At 63.5% G+C, this 19,099-nt stretch carries 16 protein-coding genes; 3 read left to right on the top strand and 13 right to left on the bottom strand.

The window, feature by feature from the left end:
- Positions 1-110: 110 nt before the first annotated feature.
- The 10 genes from ABQJ48_RS10800 to ABQJ48_RS10755 all read right to left on the bottom strand — a co-directional run bounded on the left by ABQJ48_RS10800 (position 111) and on the right by ABQJ48_RS10755 (position 12,282).
- On the bottom strand, positions 111-2,306 hold the full coding sequence (locus ABQJ48_RS10800; RefSeq protein WP_367837918.1) for an ABC transporter ATP-binding protein: 2,196 nt from the start codon (positions 2,304-2,306) through the stop codon (positions 111-113).
- On the bottom strand, positions 2,303-3,181 hold the full coding sequence (locus tag ABQJ48_RS10795; protein ID WP_367837917.1) for an ABC transporter permease: 879 nt from the start codon (positions 3,179-3,181) through the stop codon (positions 2,303-2,305). Before ABQJ48_RS10795 ends, ABQJ48_RS10800 begins: the two co-directional genes overlap by 4 nt.
- A complete protein-coding gene (locus tag ABQJ48_RS10790; RefSeq protein WP_367837916.1) occupies positions 3,178-4,188 on the bottom strand; it encodes an ABC transporter permease in 1,011 nt (336 codons plus the stop codon). Before ABQJ48_RS10790 ends, ABQJ48_RS10795 begins: the two co-directional genes overlap by 4 nt.
- A gap of 31 nt (positions 4,189-4,219) precedes the next feature.
- Complete coding sequence (locus tag ABQJ48_RS10785) at positions 4,220-5,887, bottom strand: ABC transporter substrate-binding protein (protein WP_367837915.1); 1,668 nt, start codon at positions 5,885-5,887, stop codon at positions 4,220-4,222.
- 314 nt (positions 5,888-6,201) lie between these two features.
- Complete coding sequence (locus ABQJ48_RS10780; RefSeq protein ID WP_367837914.1) at positions 6,202-7,218, bottom strand: HoxN/HupN/NixA family nickel/cobalt transporter; 1,017 nt, start codon at positions 7,216-7,218, stop codon at positions 6,202-6,204.
- A gap of 17 nt (positions 7,219-7,235) precedes the next feature.
- Entirely contained in the window at positions 7,236-7,751 is a 516-nt protein-coding gene (locus tag ABQJ48_RS10775; protein ID WP_367837913.1) for a cupin domain-containing protein, read from the bottom strand.
- Positions 7,752-8,006: 255 nt separating this feature from the next.
- Complete coding sequence (gene fusA / locus ABQJ48_RS10770) at positions 8,007-10,112, bottom strand: elongation factor G (RefSeq protein WP_367837912.1); 2,106 nt, start codon at positions 10,110-10,112, stop codon at positions 8,007-8,009.
- Between the two features lie 330 nt (positions 10,113-10,442).
- On the bottom strand, positions 10,443-10,952 hold the full coding sequence (locus ABQJ48_RS10765) for a DUF192 domain-containing protein (RefSeq protein WP_367837911.1): 510 nt from the start codon (positions 10,950-10,952) through the stop codon (positions 10,443-10,445).
- 145 nt (positions 10,953-11,097) lie between these two features.
- Positions 11,098-11,292 carry a hypothetical protein gene (locus ABQJ48_RS10760; protein ID WP_367837910.1) on the bottom strand — a complete coding sequence of 65 codons (195 nt, stop codon included), beginning with the start codon at positions 11,290-11,292 and terminating at the stop codon, positions 11,098-11,100.
- Positions 11,293-11,712: 420 nt separating this feature from the next.
- Entirely contained in the window at positions 11,713-12,282 is a 570-nt protein-coding gene (locus ABQJ48_RS10755; protein ID WP_367837909.1) for a pseudouridine synthase, read from the bottom strand.
- A 322-nt stretch (positions 12,283-12,604) separates the two neighbouring features.
- On the opposite strand from ABQJ48_RS10755, the gene icd reads away from it, so the two are divergent.
- On the top strand, positions 12,605-13,861 hold the full coding sequence (icd, locus tag ABQJ48_RS10750) for an NADP-dependent isocitrate dehydrogenase (RefSeq protein WP_367837908.1): 1,257 nt from the start codon (positions 12,605-12,607) through the stop codon (positions 13,859-13,861).
- Positions 13,862-14,033: 172 nt separating this feature from the next.
- Here icd and ABQJ48_RS10745 read toward each other — a convergent pair whose 3' ends face one another.
- Positions 14,034-14,240: a cold-shock protein gene (locus tag ABQJ48_RS10745; protein ID WP_007180614.1), complete on the bottom strand. Its 207-nt coding sequence runs from the start codon at positions 14,238-14,240 to the stop codon at positions 14,034-14,036.
- A 556-nt stretch (positions 14,241-14,796) separates the two neighbouring features.
- Between ABQJ48_RS10745 and clpS the strand changes: the two genes are divergently transcribed.
- Together clpS and clpA are read left to right on the top strand one after the other, a co-directional pair.
- A complete protein-coding gene (clpS, locus tag ABQJ48_RS10740; RefSeq protein ID WP_006050100.1) occupies positions 14,797-15,111 on the top strand; it encodes an ATP-dependent Clp protease adapter ClpS in 315 nt (104 codons plus the stop codon).
- Positions 15,108-17,405 carry an ATP-dependent Clp protease ATP-binding subunit ClpA gene (gene clpA / locus ABQJ48_RS10735; RefSeq protein WP_367837907.1) on the top strand — a complete coding sequence of 766 codons (2,298 nt, stop codon included), beginning with the start codon at positions 15,108-15,110 and terminating at the stop codon, positions 17,403-17,405. Before clpS ends, clpA begins: the two co-directional genes overlap by 4 nt.
- Positions 17,406-17,565: 160 nt before the next feature.
- On the opposite strand, the gene dut is transcribed toward clpA, so the two are convergent.
- Both dut and ABQJ48_RS10725 read right to left on the bottom strand, forming a co-directional pair.
- Positions 17,566-18,012, bottom strand: coding sequence for a dUTP diphosphatase (gene dut / locus ABQJ48_RS10730; protein ID WP_367837906.1), 447 nt, complete (start codon positions 18,010-18,012; stop codon positions 17,566-17,568).
- Between the two features lie 16 nt (positions 18,013-18,028).
- Positions 18,029-19,045: an LLM class flavin-dependent oxidoreductase gene (locus tag ABQJ48_RS10725; RefSeq protein WP_367837905.1), complete on the bottom strand. Its 1,017-nt coding sequence runs from the start codon at positions 19,043-19,045 to the stop codon at positions 18,029-18,031.
- Between the last annotated feature and the right edge of the window lie 54 nt (positions 19,046-19,099).

Here is a 19,099-nt window from a genome sequence, read left to right as displayed (position 1 = left end):
CATGCCACCGGTCGCCAGGCGTTGCCGCGCCATGCACCCGTTGCCAATGGAAAACGCACGAGAGCTTTGGGGCGATGATCACGCGTCGCAGAAAGTCACGTTGAAAAGCGCTATGGGTTGCGCCCAGCGGTGCGCGGCGCGCTTGCGGAGCGTTCTTGCGAGACGCCGTCTGGAGCTTCGTCTGGCGGGTTGCGGGCAGCACTTTGCAGCGCTCGCAGCGTGGCCACCGGAATATGGCAGCGGATCCGATGCCCGACCGGCTGCGCCGCGTCGCCTTGCTCGCCGGCATCGACAAACGGCGGCTCCTGCTGTTCGCAGATCGCGCCGAGCTTGCGCGGACAGCGCGTGTGAAAAACGCAGCCGGAAGGCGGCGACGCCGCGCTCGGCAGCTCGCCGGACAGACGGATGCGCGTCTGCCCGACCTGCGCGCCGAGCGTCGGCACGCAGGACAGCAGCGCCTCGGTATAAGGATGCTGCGGACCGCCGAACACCGCCTCGGCCGGTCCGATTTCCAGCAGCCGGCCGAGGTACAGCACCGCGATCCGATCCGCGAGGTAGCGCACCACATGCAGATCGTGCGAGATGAACACGTAGCTGACGTTGTGCTCGCGTTGCAGATCGGCGAGCAGATTGAGGATCGCCGCCTGCACGGAAACGTCGAGCGCGGAAGTGGGCTCGTCGCAGACCACCACGCGCGGCGCGCCGGCGAACGCGCGCGCGATGGCCACGCGCTGCTTCAAGCCCCCTGACAACTGCCGCGTGCGCGAGCCGAGGTAGCGCTCGGGCAAGCGCACCGCGGCCGTGAGCGTGGCGAGGCGTTCGTCGAGCGCCGGGCCGCGCAATGCGGTGACGCGCAACAACGCGCGGCCAATCAGCCGCTTCACCGAATGCGCGCGATTGAGCGCCGAGTCCGGGTTCTGGAACACGATCTGCAACGACCTCAACTGCCCGTCGCTGCGCCGGGTGACCCGCGTGGCGAGCGGCGCACCGTCGAGTTCCAGCACGCTGCCGGGATCGGGCGCGAGCAGCCCGAGCATCAGCTTGGCGAGCGTCGTCTTGCCGCTGCCCGATTCGCCGACCAGACCTAGCGTCTCGCCGCTCGCGAGATCGATCGACACGTCGTCGAGCGCGCGCAGCGGTGCGCCCGATACGTGGAAAGTCTTCGACAGTTTGCGCGCGCGCAGCACGGGCGTTGCAGGCGAGTCGTCGCCCGAGGCGTGCTGATGATCGGCCAACGCTTGCGCAGTCGCGCGCGGCAACTCGATCGCCCGCTCATGGTGATGGCAGCGCGACATCTGCTCGCCGTGCCCGGCGATCAACCGGTACGGCGGCGGCGCTTCGCGGCGGCAGCGGTCGTCGGCGAGACGGCAGCGGTCCGCGTAAATGCAGCCCTGCGTGACCGAGCCCGGCTGCGGCAGGCCGCCTGCGATCGTATCGAGCCGTCCGCTGTCCTTGTTGCGCCCCGCCGTGGGCAGGCAGCGCAACAAACCGACCGTGTAGGGATGACGCGGCCGCGTGAACACGTCGTCGGTCGAGCCTTCCTCGACGAGCTTGCCCGCGTAAAGCACGCCGACGCGCTCGCACATCCGCCCGATCACCGCGAGGTTGTGGCTGATGAAGAGCACGGCGGTGCCGAGTTCTTCGCGCAACTGCGCGATGAGGTCGAGGACTTCCGCTTCGACGGTGGCGTCGAGGCCGGTGGTCGGTTCGTCGAGAATCAGCAGTGCGGGGTTCGACGCGAGCGCCATCGCGATCACCACGCGCTGCTGCATGCCGCCGGATAATTGGTGAGGATAACTATCCATTACGCGTTGGGCTGACGCGATCCGCACGCGTTCGAGCATTTGCCGCGTGCGCCGCAGCGCATCGTCTCGCGCGGCGCCGGCGGCTTCGAAGGCTTCGGACACTTGCCGCGCGATGGTCAGCGACGGATTGAGTGCGCGCGCCGGGTCCTGATAGACCATCGACACGGTGTTCGCGCGCAGCTGGCGCAACGCATCGGCGTCGAGCTTCTGGACGTCCGCGCCGGAGATCACGATCCTGCCCGCCTTCAGCTTGCCGTTGCGCGGCAGATAGCGCAGCGCCGCCATTGCGACCGTCGTCTTGCCGCAGCCCGATTCGCCGACGAGTCCGTATGCCTCGCCGCGCCGCACGCGAAACGATACGTCCTGCAGCACTTCGCGGTCGCGTCCGCGGATCCGGTAGGTGACCGTCAGGCCGACGACCGTCAGCGCGTCCGTGCGGTCGCTCTTCGACACGTCGAACGCGGCGAACGGGGCGGCGGGGGTGGGCGGGGCGACGCTCATCGGTCGAGCAGTCCTTGCATGCTGTCGGCGATCAGGTTCACGCCGACCACCAGCGACGCGATCGCACCGGCCGCGAACACGACGGTCCACCATGCGCCGCCCGCGATCAGCGTGTACGACTCGGACAGCGCGAGACCCCAGTCGGCCGACGGCGGCTGAATGCCGAAGCCCAGAAACGATAGCGTGGCGACCGCGAAGATCGCGTAGCCGAGCCGCACGGTTGCCTCGACGATGATCGGCGGCAGCACGTTCGGCAGGATCTCGACGAACATGATGTAGGGCGCGCGTTCGCCGCGCAGTTGCGCGGCCGCCACGTAGTCCAGATGCCGTTCGGCGAACACTGCAGCACGTACGGTGCGGGCGGTGATCGGCGTGAAGGTGATGCCGATCACGAGGATCACGGTCAGGTTCGATGCGCCGACGGCGGCCAGCGCGAGCAGTGCGACGATCACGAGCGGCAGCGCCAGCACGGCGTCGATCCCACGGCCCACCACGTTGTCCACCCAGCCCTCGAAGTAGCCGACGATCAAACCGAGCGCCGTGCCCGCCACCGTGCCCAGCAAAGTCGCGAGCGGCGCGATGGTGAGGATGTCGCGCGCGCCGACGATCACGCGCGAGAACACGTCGCGGCCGAGCTGGTCGGTGCCGAACCAATGCGCGCGATCGGGCGGCAGCAGCGAATTGAGCGGGTCGGACGCATAGGGGTCGGCGTGCACGATCCATGGACCGGCGAGCGCGCACACTACCCACCATGCGACGATGATCGCGCCCACCACGAAAGTCGGCGAGCGCAACAACTCGCGCAGCACCTGGAAGCGCGGCTCGGAGCGCGGCACCGCAGACGAAGGCTGAGTCGGCGGAACGACGCTGCTCATTCCGCGCTCCTGATTCGCAGCCGCGGATTGAGCAGCACGTGCAGCGCATCGGCGACGAGATTGGCGAGCGTATAGACCACGCCGATTGTCAGCACGCCCGCTTCGAGCATCGGAAAGTCCTTTGCCTTGGCGGCGTTATAGATGAGCGAGCCGATGCCCTGATAGTGAAACAGCGTCTCGACCACCACCAGGCCGCCGATCATATAGCCGAGCTGGGTTGCGGCCACGGTGATGGTCGGCAGCAGCGCGTTGCGCAGCACGTGCCGCCAGATCACGATGCGGCGCGGCAAACCCTTGAGGATCGCAGTGCGCGTGTAGTCGGAGTCGAGCGCCTCGACGGTGCCCGCGCGCGCCATTCGCGCGATGTAGCCGAAGAAAACCAGCACCAGCGGCAGCACCGGCAGGATCAGATGCCGCAACTGTTCGAGCGTGCCGGCTTCCGGCGCAAACGCCGCTTCGATCGGCAGCCAGCGCAACCATACGCCGAACACCAGAATCAGCACGATCGAGGAAACGAATTCGGGCACCACGGTCGCCGACAAACCGGCAATGCTGATCGTGCGATCGAGCCAGCGCCCCGCGTGCATCGCCGACCAGACGCCACCCGCGATGCCGAGCGGCACCACCACGATGAACGCAAGCAGCCCTAGCTTCGCCGAATGCGCGAGCGCGTCGACGATAAACGGCGCGACCGGCTCGCGATATGCATACGAAAGCCCCAGGTCGCCGCGCAGACAATGCGTGATCCAGCCGACGTATTGCGTAAGGAGCGGGCGATCGGCGCCGAGTTGATGGTTGAGCGCGGCGACCGCGCGCGCATCGGCGAGCGGCCCGAGCACCGCGCGGCCGATGTCGCCGGGCAGCAACTGGCCGCCCGCGAACACGATGACCGACAACAGCCACAACGTGATCAGCGACAAACCCATGCGCGCGCCGAGAAAGCGCGCGACGCGGCCCGCGTTGCCGCTCGATACGCTGGAGACGGAAGGAGGCGCCGTGGCCGACATCGTAGGCTCCTGTCGAAGGCTGTGCCGGTGCTTACGCGCTCAGCACCGCGCGGTCGAAATACAGTTGCGCGAGCGCCGTGAAGCGCACGCCGTTCACGCCTTTGCGCATCGCGATCAGCTGATCGTAGAAGAACGGGATGATGATGGGTGTCTCGTCGAGCAGCAAGGTCTGGATCTGCGCGGAGATTTTTTTCTGCGACGCGAGGTCGATTGCCGCGACGAACTGCGCAACCAGTTGATCGTACTGCGGGTTTCTGAAGTGCGCCGCGTTCCAGGTGCCGGTGCTGGTGAGCGTCGCGTTCAGGAACACGTTCGGCACGCCGCGATGGCCGTAGTCGGTGATGCCGAGCGGCGAGTCGAGCCAGTCCGATTTGCCCGGCGTGCCGGCGCCGTAATACAGCGACTGGCTCTCGACCTTGAGATTGATGCGCACGCCGATCGTCTTCGCCGCGTTCTGCACGAGCACGGCGAGATCGGGAATCTCCATGTATTTTTCGGTGGTCAGCGTCACGTCGAAGCCGTTCGGCACGCCCGCCTGGGCGAGCAGCTGCTTCGCCTTCGCGATGTCGATCTTGCGTTGCTGCACGCCCGCGTCGGACGACGGAAACACCGGCGCGAACGGACTATCGTTGCCCAGTTGCGCCCGGCCCTTGAAGAGACCGCGCACCAGCACCTCCCGATCGAGCGACAACGCCAATGCCTGACGCACACGCTTGTCCTTGAACAGCGGGTTGTCGTTGCGCATGTGAATCTGCCGGTGCGCGCTCGACTTCACCCCAACCGCCTTGAAGTCGGGATTGTTGAGAATGCCCGCGCCGCCCTGCACGGTGAAGGTGCCCATCACGTCCGCCTGATGGCCTTGCAATGCGAGCAACTGGGCTTGCTCGTCGGCGTAGAACGTGAACTGTACGCGTTGCGGTAACGCTTTTTCGCCCCAGTAATCGGGATTGCGCACGAACGAAGCGCCGACCTTGGGCTGGTACTTCTCGAACCTGAACGGACCCGTGCCGATAAAGGTCTTTTCGTAACCGCCCGTGTAGCTGGCCGGCAGGATCACCGCGTTGTAATTGTCGGACGAGACGTAGTACGGGAAGTTGCCGTTGGGCGCATCCAGATGGAACGCGACCGTGTGATCGTCGACCCGTTTTGCGCCCCCTTTGGACAGCACACCCTTGAGCACCGAAAGCGCCGCCGAACCGCTTGCGGGATCGGCGAGGCGGTCGAACGTCGCCACCACGTCGTTCGCGGTGAACGGCTGGCCGTCGTGGAACCTGACGTTGGGGCGCAGCGCGAAGGTCCACACGTCGCCTTTGTCGTTCGGCTTCCACGACAGCGCGAGCGCCGGCTTCAGCATCAGCTTTTCGCCGTCGTCGTCGATCAGGAATTCGCCGGTCTGGTTCAGGAGCGCGAGGCTGGCGGCATCGGTCACGGTGAGCGGATCGACCGCGCCGGCGGGCGTCAGATGCGCGACGCGGATCGTCTGACCGGATGCGGCGGGCGCGCCTTGCGCCCGCGCCCCCGGCGCATTCAGCAGCACGCCGCCGCCGGCGAGCGCCAAACCGATCACGCTGGCATGCCGCAACAGTTCGCGTCGCGTGATGCGGCCGGCGACGAATTCGTCGATGGCGTGGTTGCCGTAGGCGTCGGCGGTGTGACGCGCCGCGTCGAGTGGGAGAAATCGGTCCACGGGATTTTTCATCGATGGAGAGTCCAGTCCGTTCTGTTGCCGGTTCTGACAAGTCGCGCCGCATGCGCTGCGTGGCGCAAGTCTTTGACAAGCGGCTGTGATGATCGAGGCAAAAGCCTGTGCGAAGCGGTTTCAGTGTAAGCGATTGATCACTGCTGCGTCGCGTCGGGCGTGCTGCGGGCTCGCCGATGGCCGATAAAGGAGCCGCTGTGTATCGCGGTCACAACGGTGGTCACGAGAATCGACGGCGGCAACTCCTACGGTGGCGCCGCCGCCGCGGACGAATCGCGGTCTTCACCGGTTGCGTCGCGTGTGAGGATCGGCCTTTACCGCCACCCGGCCGGACGCCGCCACCGATGCAACAGCACGGAGCCGATCCAGCATGCGATGAAAGCCGCGACGATCGCGTAACCCAACGCGCCGAAGCGCTCGTTCGCGCGCCCGAGCGCATCCCATAGGCCGCCGTTCAGACCGAGCTTGTCCGACAGCAGCCCCAGCGCTTCGACGCCGCCGATCACGATCGCCACCAGCGCCGACACGAACGTGATGCTGGCGTTGTAGTAGAGCTTGCGCTTGGGATCGTCCATGGCCCAGCCGTACGCGTGGACCATCAACACGTTGTCGGTCGAATCGACCAGCGTCATGCCCGCGGTGAACAGGGCGGGGAACACGAGAATCGAATACAGAGGCAAACCGCTGCCGGCCTGCAACGCGGCGATCGACAGCAAGCCGATCTCGGTGGCGGTATCGAAGCCGAGTCCGAACAGCACGCCGACCGGGTACATGTGCCAGCTTTTGGTGACGAGGCGGAACAACGGCCGCAATGCGCGCGACAGCAGCCCGGCGGGCGCGATCGGCTCTGCCGTGTGCGCGCACACGTCGCCGTCGCGGTGAACGTGGCCATAGCGGCGCCACACGTCGCGCAGAATCGCCAGGTTGACGGCCGCGAGCACCAGCAGAAAAGTCGCGGACACGAGCGTGCCCAACGTGCCGCCCACTTGCTTGAAGGTCTCGAAACGGCCATGCAGCGAATGCGCGGTCCACGCAATGCCGATCGTCGCGGCAATGACGATGGTCGAGTGTCCGAGCGAAAAGGCAAGCCCCACGCCGAGCGGTCGCTTGCCGGTTTGCATCAGCTTGCGCGTGACCGCGTCGATCGCCGCGATATGATCCGCGTCGACTGCATGACGCAGACCGAAACCATACGCGAGCAGCGCGGTGCCGAGCAGTAGCGGGTAATGACGGAACGCGATCAGCGCCCAACCCCACGCGCCGAGATTGGCGGCGATCAGCACGGCGTACAGCGAGAGCAGGCGAGGGCGCAGCGAAGCGGTCAGCGTCATGAGTCGCGGGTAGGGAGTCAGTGATCCTGCGGATGCTTGTGAATCGGATCGACCCAGTAGACCGTTTCGGGCGCCTCTACCGCGTCGATGTTCAGATTGACGACCACGGCTTCGTTGTCGCTGCGCACCAGCACGCATTCGAGTGGGTCGTCGGTACTCGCGTTGATTTCCTGATGCGGCACGTACGGCGGCACGAAAATGAAGTCGCCCGGGCCGGCTTCAGCCGTGAACTCCAAATGTTCGCCCCAACGCATGCGAGCCTGGCCGCGCACCACGTAAATCACACTTTCCAGCGCACCGTGATGATGCGCGCCGGTCTTCGCGTTCGGATGGATCGTCACGGTGCCGGCCCAGATTTTCTGCGCGCCGACCCGCGCGGCGTTGATCGCGGCGGCGCGGTTCATGCCTGGCGTTTGCGCAGTGTTGCTATCGAGCTGGTCGCCTCTGATGACTTTCACACCGTGCTCGCGCCAATCGACCGGCGCGTCCGGGTGCTCGGCACGGTAGTGCGGGTGTTCGTGATCCTGGCTCATGGTGTCTGCTCCTGCGCGCAACTTTTGCGTCGACGGACGCGATGCCGTCCGGCAATTTTGCACGGTCAAAAAACGCTTGCGTGGCCGCGCCGTGCGAACGGCGCGGGCGGACGAAAAAAAGCCCGCTCACAGGAAGCGGGCTTCTGGTCGCAAGACGAAGTGATGATGCGAAGTGGTGATGCCAACTGCCGATGCCGGCCGCGAGCAGCATTGACCGCATGCGGCCCGCGACGCGTTCATTGCAGCGCTGACTTTCTACTTATGCTTCGCGTTGATCACGGCCTCGGCGACGTTGTTCGGCGTTTCGGCGTAGTGCTTGAACTCCATCGTATAGGTCGCGCGGCCCTGTGTGGCCGAGCGCAGCGACGTCGAGTAGCCGAACATCTCGGCGAGCGGCACTTCGGCGCGCACCAGCTTGCCGCCGCCGCCGGCGATGTCTTCCATGCCCTGCACCATTCCGCGACGGCTCGACAGATCGCCCATCACGTTGCCCATGAAGTCTTCCGGCGTTTCCACTTCGACCGCCATCATCGGTTCGAGCAGCACGGGCTTGGCCTTGCGCATCGCTTCCTTGAACGCCATCGAGCCGGCCATGCGGAACGCGTTCTCGTTCGAGTCCACGTCGTGGTACGAACCGAAGGTCAGCGTCACCTTCACGTCGACCACCGGATAGCCCGCCAGCACGCCGGCCTTCAGCGTTTCCTGAATGCCCTTGTCGACCGCCGGGATGTATTCGCGCGGAATCACGCCGCCCTTGATCGCGTCGACGAACTCGTAGCCCTTGCCTTGCGGCGCCGGCTCGAGTGTGAGCACCGCGTGGCCGTACTGCCCGCGTCCGCCCGACTGCTTGACGAACTTGCCTTCGACGTCCTCGACCTTGGTGCGCACCGTCTCGCGATACGCGACCTGGGGCTTGCCGACGGTCGCCTCCACGCCGAACTCGCGCTTCATCCGGTCGACCAGAATTTCGAGGTGCAGTTCGCCCATCCCGGAGATGATCGTCTGCCCGGATTCCTCATCCGTTTGCACGCGGAACGACGGGTCTTCCTGCGCGAGACGGTTCAGCGCAATGCCCATCTTTTCCTGGTCGACCTTGGTCTTCGGCTCGACGGCCTGAGAGATCACTGGCTCCGGGAAAATCATCTTTTCGAGGATGATCACGTGGTTCGGGTCGCACAGAGTGTCACCCGTGGTCGCTTCCTTCAGACCGACCGCCGCGGCGATGTCGCCCGCGTAGACTTCCTTGATTTCCTTGCGCTCGTTTGCGTGCATCTGCAGGATCCGGCCGAGACGCTCTTTCTTTTCCTTGATCGCGTTGTAGACCGTGTCGCCCGAATTCACGACGCCCGAATACACGCGGAAGAAAATCAGCTGGCCGACGAACGGGTCCGTCATGATCTTGAAGGCGAGCGCCGAGAACGGATCGTCGTCTTTCGGATGACGCTCGATCTCGTTGTCGTGCTCGTCATGACCGGTGATCGCGGGCACGTCGAGCGGCGACGGCAGATAGTCGATCACCGCATCGAGCATGGCCTGCACGCCCTTGTTCTTGAACGCGCTGCCGCACAGCATCGGCACGATTTCATTGGCGATGGTGCGCAGACGAATGCCGTGCTTGATTTCGTCTTCGGTCAGCGTGTGGCCGTGCAGGTATTTATCCAGCAGTTCCTCGTTCGCTTCGGCGGCGGCTTCGACCATCTTGTCGTGCCACTCTTTCGCGCTGGCCGCCAGTTCCGCCGGAATCTCCCGGTACTCGAACTTGATGCCCTGGTTTTCTTCGTCCCAGAAGATCGCCTTCATCTTGACCAGATCGACCACGCCCTGGAAGTGGTCTTCCGCGCCGATCGGAATCTGGATCGGCACGGCGACGCCTTTCAGACGATCGCCGATCTGCCGCTGCACGCGAAAGAAGTCCGCGCCGACGCGGTCCATCTTGTTGACGAATGCGATGCGCGGCACCTTGTACTTGTTCGCCTGGCGCCACACCGTTTCCGACTGCGGCTGCACGCCGCCGACCGAGTCGTACACCATGCACGCGCCGTCGAGCACGCGCATCGAGCGCTCCACTTCGATCGTGAAGTCGACGTGGCCGGGGGTGTCGATGATGTTGATCCGATGTTCGGGATAGTTGCCGGCCATGCCTTTCCAGAAGGCGGTGGTGGCCGCCGACGTGATGGTGATGCCGCGCTCCTGCTCCTGTTCCATCCAGTCCATCGTCGCCGCACCGTCGTGAACCTCGCCGATCTTGTGGGTCACGCCGGTGTAGAAGAGGATGCGTTCAGTGGTGGTGGTTTTGCCGGCATCGATGTGAGCGCTGATGCCGATATTCCGGTAGCGCTCGATGGGAGTCTTGCGGGGCACGTGAACCTCCTTGGAATAGCGCGCCTGAAACGCTTGCCGGACGGCAGTCTGTGCTACCCGGCGAGTCTGGGTGCTGCTTTGCGAGACTACTAGAATAGCGCGTCGGCCCGGCTTTTGCAGGAATCTTGCCAGGCGGCGTCAAGGCCGGCTGGCGGGGCTTCGGCGCGCTGGCATCGACAGTGCGGCAAGCGCCGCGCGCGACAGCAGCGCGCCCGGGCACGGGCACGGGCAATGACAAAAAAGCCGTTGACCTGACGAGGTCACCGGCTGCTTCGAAATGAGCGAAATGAAGCGGCGGTCCGCGGCGCGGCTCGCCGCGGACCGCCCAGCTTATTGCTGAACGGCTGGCAAGCCCTGGATTTGCACACCGGGCTTGATGCCCTTCGACGCGAACCAGCCCTTGGGCATCTCCAGCGCGAACACGCCGTTGTGCGTCGGGCAGTGGTTGTTGGTGGTCTCGGCCTGCATCTCGTCGATGTCGGTGATCGTGCCGTCCGCGCGCATGAACGCGATCGACAGCGGGATCAATGTGTTCTTCATCCAGAAGCAATGGCCGGCGTTTTCGTTGAACACGAACAGCATGCCTTCGTTCGGGCCGAGTTTCGTGCGGTACATCAAACCTTGTTCCCGGTCGGCGTCGTTGGCCGCGACCGCGGCGTCGATCACGAACATGCCCGCGGTCAGCTTCACGCGCGGAAATTCGCCGGGTTGCTTTGCGCCGGGCGGCATCTGCTGCGCATGAGCCGGTGCGGCAGTGCTGGCCGCGAACGACAATGCGGCGAGCGGCACCGCAACGGCAACGGCGAAACGCGCAATCAACGAGCGCATGAGAAATCGCACGGCATGACTCCTTGCTGGGAATTGAACCCGCGAATGTTACGCGAGCGCGTCAAAAACAAAAAGGCAGATCGCCTTGCGGGGATCTGCCTTACAACGTCGTAAGAACGGCAATGAAGCTAGTTCTGACAGCGTTTTTACAACGAACTTACTCCGATGCTGCCGAAGCTGCAGCAGCAGTCGCCGCCTTCTTGTGCGACTTCTTGTGAGCGTGCTTGGTCGTCTTCTTTGCCGGCTTCGCTGCTGCTGCGGGAGCTGCCGAAGCTGCTTCCGGTGCCGAAGCTTGTGCAAATGCTGCCGTTGCGAAAAGGCCAGCGACCAGAGCGGCGATCAGTTTGTTCATTTTGTGAATCCTCAGCTTTAGTTAATTAACCCAATGACCCGGCTATATGTAGAGTCATGTCGGTAAACGTGCCATCCACCTTTCGGTTGACAGCCGCCTCGAACAAATATTTCCGATACGGCTGCGTAGCGCTCAGACTCCCTGCATTCACCGTGCGAACGGCTTGTGCAAAGGCCCTTAAGGCTGAATGCCGGATAGCTTTGGGCGGCATCTGCGTCGAATAACGCGTGAGCCTGGGCAGCGGTTGACGCGTTTTTTCGAAAAAATGTGTATCGCGAGAGCGCACTTCAAACGCGTGTTTGTTTCACGCTTTATAGCGATGGTTTCACGCGTGATTTGGCTTGCCGATACAACGGTTTAGCTACCCGCTCGCAATCAGTAGCCGCCACGTCCCACGATGTTCGATGACCGCGCGTGTTTTCAGACGACACCGTCCCAAGGCGCATTCAATGGCAACTCGACGCTCTTTCCCGGCTGAAGCCGGAGTGAAAAAACGTCGAGCGCGCCGATGCCTACGCGCACCAGACGCAGCGTCGGAAAACCCACCGCGGCTGTCATGCGGCGCACTTGACGGTTCTTGCCTTCGGTGATCGACAGCTCGATCCACGTGGTCGGTATCGCTGCGCGGTAGCGAATCGGCGGCGTGCGGGTCCACAGCGCGTCGGTCGGTTCGACGTAATCCGCGCGACACGGACGTGTCACGTAATCGCCGAGATCGACGCCGCGCGCGAGCTTCTTCAAGGTCGCGGGATCGAGCGCGCCTTCCACTTGCGCCCAGTAACGCTTGACGAGCTTGTGACGCGGCTCGGCGATGCGGGCCTGCAGCGCGCCGTCGTCGGTGAGGAGGAGCAGGCCCTCGCTGTCGGAATCGAGCCGGCCCGCCGGATAGACGCCCGGCGCCTTGACCCAGTCCGCCAGCGACGCGCGCGTTTCGTGCGGCGAAAATTGGCAGATGGTGCCGAACGGTTTGTTCAGGGCAATAAGGCGCATAGGGACAAGGACAAAAGTCGCGCGGGCACGGCCGCGCCTGCAGCGTCGCGAGGGGCTGGAAAAAAGCCGTCGCGCCAGCGATGAACGGCGCGATGATAATGCATAAACCGAAAGCGCCTTTCCAGTTTCCAGTATCTTATAGAAGACATGAAAGGCGGGGGCGTTGGAAAACCCCGAGCCGTAGCCGCCTCGTTGCGGTGAGCGCGTGGGCTAGAATAGCGGCGAGGCCGCTTGCACGGCGTCCGGCATTGCGCGCGGCGAGGAGCGCCCATTTTCGCAGTCTCCCATCTGCTTTCTGCACAGTCTTCACTGGAGTCCGATCATGCCGTATCAGCACATCAAGGTTCCTGCCAGCGGTGACAAGATCACCGTCAACGCCGACTTCTCGCTCAATGTTTCCGACCAGCCGATCATTCCGTTCATCGAAGGCGACGGCACGGGTCTCGACATCACGCCGGTCATGATCAAGGTCGTCGATGCGGCGGTGGAGAAAGCCTACGCGGGCAAGAAGCAGATCCACTGGATGGAGATCTACGCGGGCGAAAAATCCACGAGGGTGTACGGCCCGGACGTGTGGCTGCCGGACGAAACGCTGCAGGTGCTCAAGGAATACGTCGTGTCGATCAAGGGGCCGCTCACCACGCCGGTCGGCGGCGGCATCCGTTCGCTGAACGTCGCGCTGCGCCAGGAACTCGACCTGTATGTGTGCTTGCGGCCGGTGCGGTATTTCAAGGGCGTGCCTTCGCCGGTGCGCGAGCCCGAGAAGACCAATATGGTGATCTTCCGCGAGAACTCGGAAGACATCTATGCGGGCATCGAATGGCCCGCCGAATCCGAGCAGGCAAAGAAGGTCATCAAGTTTCTGCGGGAGGAGATGGGCGTGAAGAAGATCCGCTTCCCGGAGTCGTCGGGAATCGGCATCAAGCCGGTGTCGCGCGAAGGCACGGAGCGTCTGGTGCGCAAGGCGATCCAGTATGCGATCGACAACGACCGCCGCTCGGTCACGCTGGTGCACAAGGGCAACATCATGAAGTACACCGAAGGCGCGTTCCGCGACTACGGCTATGCACTGGCACAGAAGGAGTTCAGCGCGGAACTGATCGACGGTGGTCCGTGGATGAAAGTGAAGAATCCCAAGACGGGTGGCGAGATCGTGGTGAAGGACGTGATCGCGGACGCGTTCCTGCAACAGATCCTGCTGCGCCCGGCTGAGTACGACGTGATCGCCACGCTGAACCTGAACGGCGACTATGTGTCGGATGCGCTGGCCGCGCAGGTCGGTGGCATCGGGATCGCGCCGGGCGCGAACATGTCGGACTCGGTCGCAATGTTCGAAGCGACGCACGGCACCGCGCCGAAGTACGCCGGCAAGGACTATGTGAATCCGGGCTCGGAGATTCTCTCAGCGGAAATGATGCTGCGTCACTTGGGCTGGACCGAGGCAGCGGACTTGATCATCGCGTCCATGGAAAAATCGATCCTGCAAAAACGCGTCACCTACGACTTCGCTCGGCTGATGGAAGGTGCGACGCAGGTCTCCTGCTCAGGCTTCGGACAGGTGCTGATCGAGAATATGTAGAACGAAGCTATACAGCGATGCGAAGCGGGTGACCCGAATCGCATCGAACACCCGGCGCCGCGAAGGTGTCCGGGTTTTTTTGCGCGCCCAAATGCCCGATATTTGGGATTTGCTCGGGGCAAAAAAGAAACCCGGCGCAAAGCCGGGTTTCAAACGACGGGAACGAACCGCCTCAGGCAGGTGCCTGAATGTTCGATGCCTGTTTGCCTTTGGGGCCTTGCACGACCTCGAAGGTCACCTTCTGGCCTTCCTTGAGGGTCTTGAACCCATTCATCTGGATGGCCGAGAAGTGTGCAAACAGATCCTCACCCCCTTCGTCGGGCGTGATGAATCCGAAACCTTTTGCGTCATTGAACCATTTGACCGTACCAGTTGCCATTCCAACTTCCCCTGTAACTCATGTCACTACCACGACCACGAGCCCTCGAAAAGCTCCACGACCGCGCGAGCAGCCGCTGCCTCCTAACAAGCTCACCATCGGCATTTTTTCGAAATTATGGCTCAGTGAAAAAAGTGCCAGCTTGATTGTTGGGGCTCTTTATTCGAGTGTCAAGAAAATTTTGAGACGTCGTTGTCGCGTTGCAAACCGGCACTTTCCAAGGGTTTTTCCCGCTTCCGTTATGTGCGGTTGCGCAAGCGGGCACACTTGAAAAGTCGCATAATCCACTCACATGCTGGATTGGCGGGCGCGGCGGCAACAGGACCAACGTGGCCGCCGTCAGCCAGCTCGGGCAGGTTGTGCGATACTCGATCCGACTGCGGTGCAACACGGCCGCGCTGCATCACTGGATTGGGGCCGGCTCCGCAATCGGCTCGTCGAATCGCGCATGCATGGCGGGTCCAATACCCATCAGGCGGCAGCGAACGGGCTCACTGGCCTTGCGGCCGGGTTTTGACAGGATTGCGGGCCTGTCCTAGTTGTTTAGAATGGGTGTATGGCGATTATCCCGGACAAGCAGGACGGCACCGTACTGGAGCGGCAGGAGAAGAAGCTCAAGCCGCCGTCCATGTACAAGGTGGTGCTGCTGAATGACGACTTCACGCCAATGGAATTTGTCGTGATGATCGTGCAGGAATATTTCAATAAAGATCGTGAAACCGCAACGCAGGTGATGTTGAAGGTGCATCGCGAGGGCAGGGGAGTTTGTGGGGTCTATACGCGGGACATCGCGTCGACCAAAGTCGAGCAAGTCGTTACCCACGCACGGCAGGCCGGGCATCCGCTGCAGTGTGTGATGGAGGAAGCATGATTGCCCAGGAACTGGAAGTCAGCCTGCACATGGCGTTCATGGAAGCACGCCAGGCGCGGCACGAGTTCATAACGGTCGAACACCTTTTGCTGGCACTGTTGGACAATCCGACAGCGGCTGAGGTGTTGCGTGCATGCGCGGCCAATATCGAGGATCTGCGCCAGAACCTGCGCAACTTCATTCATGACAACACGCCAACCGTGCCTGGCACGGATGACGTCGACACGCAGCCCACGCTGGGTTTCCAGCGTGTGATCCAGCGTGCGATCATGCATGTGCAGTCCACCTCGAATGGCAAGAAGGAAGTGACCGGCGCGAATGTGCTGGTCGCGATCTTCGGCGAGAAGGACTCGCATGCGGTGTACTACCTGCAGCAGCAGGGCGTCACTCGGCTGGACGTAGTGAATTTCATCTCGCACGGCATCGCCAAGACGAGCAGCACGGACGCCGCGAAAGCGAGCGACGCAAACGCCGAGTCCGACGAGGCCGCTGCGCAGAAGGAAACGCCGCTCGCCCAGTTCACGCAGAACCTGAATCAGATGGCGAAAGACGGCCGCATCGATCCGCTGATCGGGCGCGAGTCGGAAGTCGAGCGCGTGGTCCAGGTGCTGTGCCGCCGCCGCAAGAACAACCCGCTGCTGGTCGGTGAGGCCGGCGTCGGCAAGACGGCGATCGCCGAGGGGCTCGCGTGGCGCATTACGCGCGGCGAAGTGCCAGACATCCTCGCGGATGCGCAGGTGTATTCGCTCGACATGGGCGCGCTGCTCGCCGGCACCAAGTATCGCGGCGATTTCGAACAACGCCTGAAGACGGTCCTCAAGGAATTGAAGGAACGTCCGCACGCGATCCTGTTCATCGACGAAATCCATACGCTGATCGGCGCGGGCGCCGCATCGGGTGGGACGCTGGACGCGTCGAACCTGCTGAAGCCGGCGTTGTCGTCGGGCACGCTCAAGTGCATCGGCGCAACCACGTTCACCGAATATCGCGGCATCTTCGAAAAAGACGCGGCGCTGTCGCGTCGTTTCCAGAAGGTCGACGTGACCGAGCCGACCGTCGAGCAGACGGTAGCGATCCTGCGCGGCCTGAAGTCGCGTTTCGAAGAACATCACGGCGTGAAGTATTCGTCGGGCGCGCTGTCGGCGGCGGCTGAGCTGTCGGCGCGCTTCATCACGGATCGTCATCTGCCGGACAAGGCGATCGACGTGATCGACGAAGCGGGCGCGGCGCAACGCATCTTGCCGAAGTCGAAGCAGAAGAAGACGATCGGCAAGAACGAGATCGAGGAAATCATCTCGAAGATCGCCCGTGTCCCGCCGCAGAGCGTGTCGCAAGACGATCGCAGCAAGCTGCAGACGCTCGACCGCGACCTGAAGAGCGTGGTGTTCGGGCAAGACCCGGCCATCGACGCACTGTCGGCCGCGATCAAGATGGCGCGTGCGGGCCTCGGCAAGCTCGACAAGCCGATTGGCGCGTTCCTGTTCTCCGGTCCCACGGGCGTCGGCAAGACGGAAGTGGCCAAGCAGCTTGCGTTCACGCTCGGCATCGAGCTGACCCGCTTCGATATGTCGGAATACATGGAGCGTCATGCGGTCAGCCGGTTGATCGGCGCGCCGCCGGGCTATGTCGGTTTCGACCAGGGCGGTTTGCTGACCGAGGCCGTCACGAAGAAGCCGCATTGCGTGCTGTTGCTCGACGAAATCGAGAAGGCGCATCCGGACATTTACAACGTGCTGCTGCAGGTCATGGACCACGGCACGCTGACGGACAACAACGGCCGCAAAGCGGACTTCCGCAACGTCATCATCATCATGACGACGAATGCGGGCGCCGAAGCGATGGGCAAGTCGGTGATCGGCTTCACGAACCGCCGGGAAGCCGGCGACGAGATGGTCGACATCAAGCGCATGTTCACGCCTGAGTTCCGTAACCGTCTGGACGCAACGATCAGCTTCCGTTCGCTTGATGAAGAAATCATCATGCGCGTGGTCGACAAGTTCTTGATGCAGCTGGAAGATCAGCTGCATGAGAAGAAGGTCGATGCGCTCTTCACCGACGCGTTGCGCAAGCATCTGGCCAAGCACGGTTTCGATCCGTTGATGGGCGCGCGGCCGATGCAGCGTCTGATCCAGGACACGATCCGTCGCGCGCTGGCCGACGAACTGCTGTTCGGCAAGCTGATGAGCGGCGGCCGCGTATCGGTCGACGTGGACGCGGAAGACAAGGTGCAGTTGACCTTCGACGAGCATCCCGCGCCGCGCAATCCGAATCCGGAAGCGGTGGAAGTGGAGTAAAGCGGGCTAACAAGCGGAGTATGCACGGGGTTCGCTTGTAGCTTAATGTGAAAGCAGAACGGCGCGGGGGCAATCCGCGCCGTTCTGCTTTTGGCGTTCTGGCTTTGGCGCGCTGATCGTCTCGGTCCATGCCGGGCGGACCGGGGCAATCGCGATCGGATCAATGCTTGCCGGTGCTGCCGAAGCCCCCCGCGCCGCGCTCAGTCTGCTCGAAGTCGTCGACTATGTTGAACTCCGCTTGCACGACCGGCACGATGACCAGTTGCGCGAGACGCTCCATCGGGTTCAGCACGAAAGTCGTTTCGCCGCGATTCCACGTGGAAATCATTAGTTGACCTTGGTAATCCGAGTCGATGAGCCCGACCAGATTACCCAGCACGATCCCATGCTTATGGCCCAATCCCGAACGAGGCAGGATGAGCGCCGCGTAGCCGGGGTCGGCGACGTGAATCGCGAGGCCGGTCGGCACCAGCGCGGTGTCGCCGGGCTTGAGCGTCAACGGTTCGTCGAGACAGGCGCGCAGGTCCAGACCCGCGCTGCCGGTCGTGGCGTAGGCCGGGAGTTGCTCGCGCATGCGCGCATCGAGAATCTTCAGGTCGAGTTTCATGCAGATGGAAGTGAGGTTAGGGTGGGGTGTTGGAGCCGAGCTCAAACGCGTCGGCGAGTAGTTCATAGGAGCGCCTGCGGGCGCGATAGCTGCCCGCGACCGTGAGCACGATCAGCTCGTCGGCCTTGAACTGTTCCTGCAGCGCATGGAGCCGTTCGGTAACGGACTGCGGCGTGCCGATGATGCTGCGCTGCTTTTCCCGGTCGATCACCAGCTGTTCGCGCTCGCCGTACTCCTGCGCGATGCCTTGTTCAACGGTCGGAATCGGTTCGTTCAGGCCGTACGCCATTTGCACGCGTCGCAGGTCGACGGCTTTTTCCAGGTCGGCGGCTTCCTGCTCGGTATCCGCGCAGATCACGAAGACGGCGGCGGCCAGGTACGGCTGCGCCGCTTCCGGGCCCGGCTGGAAGCGCTCGCGATAAGCGAGCGCAACTCGCGCGCCGAAATGCGGGTTGATGAAATGCGCGAAGGAGAACGGCAGGCCGAGTTGCGCCGCGAGCAGCCCGCCGAATTCGCTGGAGCCGAGCATCCACAGTTTCGGCCGCGTGTCGATCTGCGGTTGCAGCAGCACGCCTTGCGCCAGGTGACCGTCAGGCAGCGTGCCATGCATCAGGCCGAGCAGATCGGCCACCTGCTGCGGAAAAACGTCGCCGCGATTGTACTCGCCGGCGGCGACCGCTTGCGCCGTGCGCATGTCGCCGCCTGGCGCGCGCCCCACGCCCAGATCGATCCGGCCGGGGAAGAGTGCCTCCAGCATCATGAACTGCTCGGCGAGTTTGAATGGGCTGTAGTACGGCAGCATCACACCGCCGGAACCGAGGCGAATGCGCTGCGTCAGACTGCCAAGCCGCGCGAGCATGACCTCGGGGGCCGGATTGGCGACGCCGCGCAAGCCGTGATGCTCCGCGCACCAGTAGCGCGTATAGCCGAGGTCGTCGGCGAGTTGCGCGAGCTCGACGGTAGCGGCAAGCGCGTCCGCCACCGAGCAGCCTGAGATCACAGGCGTTTGATCCAGCACGGAAAGTAGCGTCATGTCAGTAGGGCTCCAGATGATTCCCTTCGTCAGAGCGACGCCCGGCGCCTACGT

It is taken from the genome of Paraburkholderia suaedae (genome assembly GCF_040812055.1).
Taxonomy (GTDB): Bacteria; Pseudomonadota; Gammaproteobacteria; order Burkholderiales; family Burkholderiaceae; genus Paraburkholderia.
Note: the sequence above shows the minus strand (reverse complement) of the source record. Positions and strands in the feature narration are given on the sequence as shown.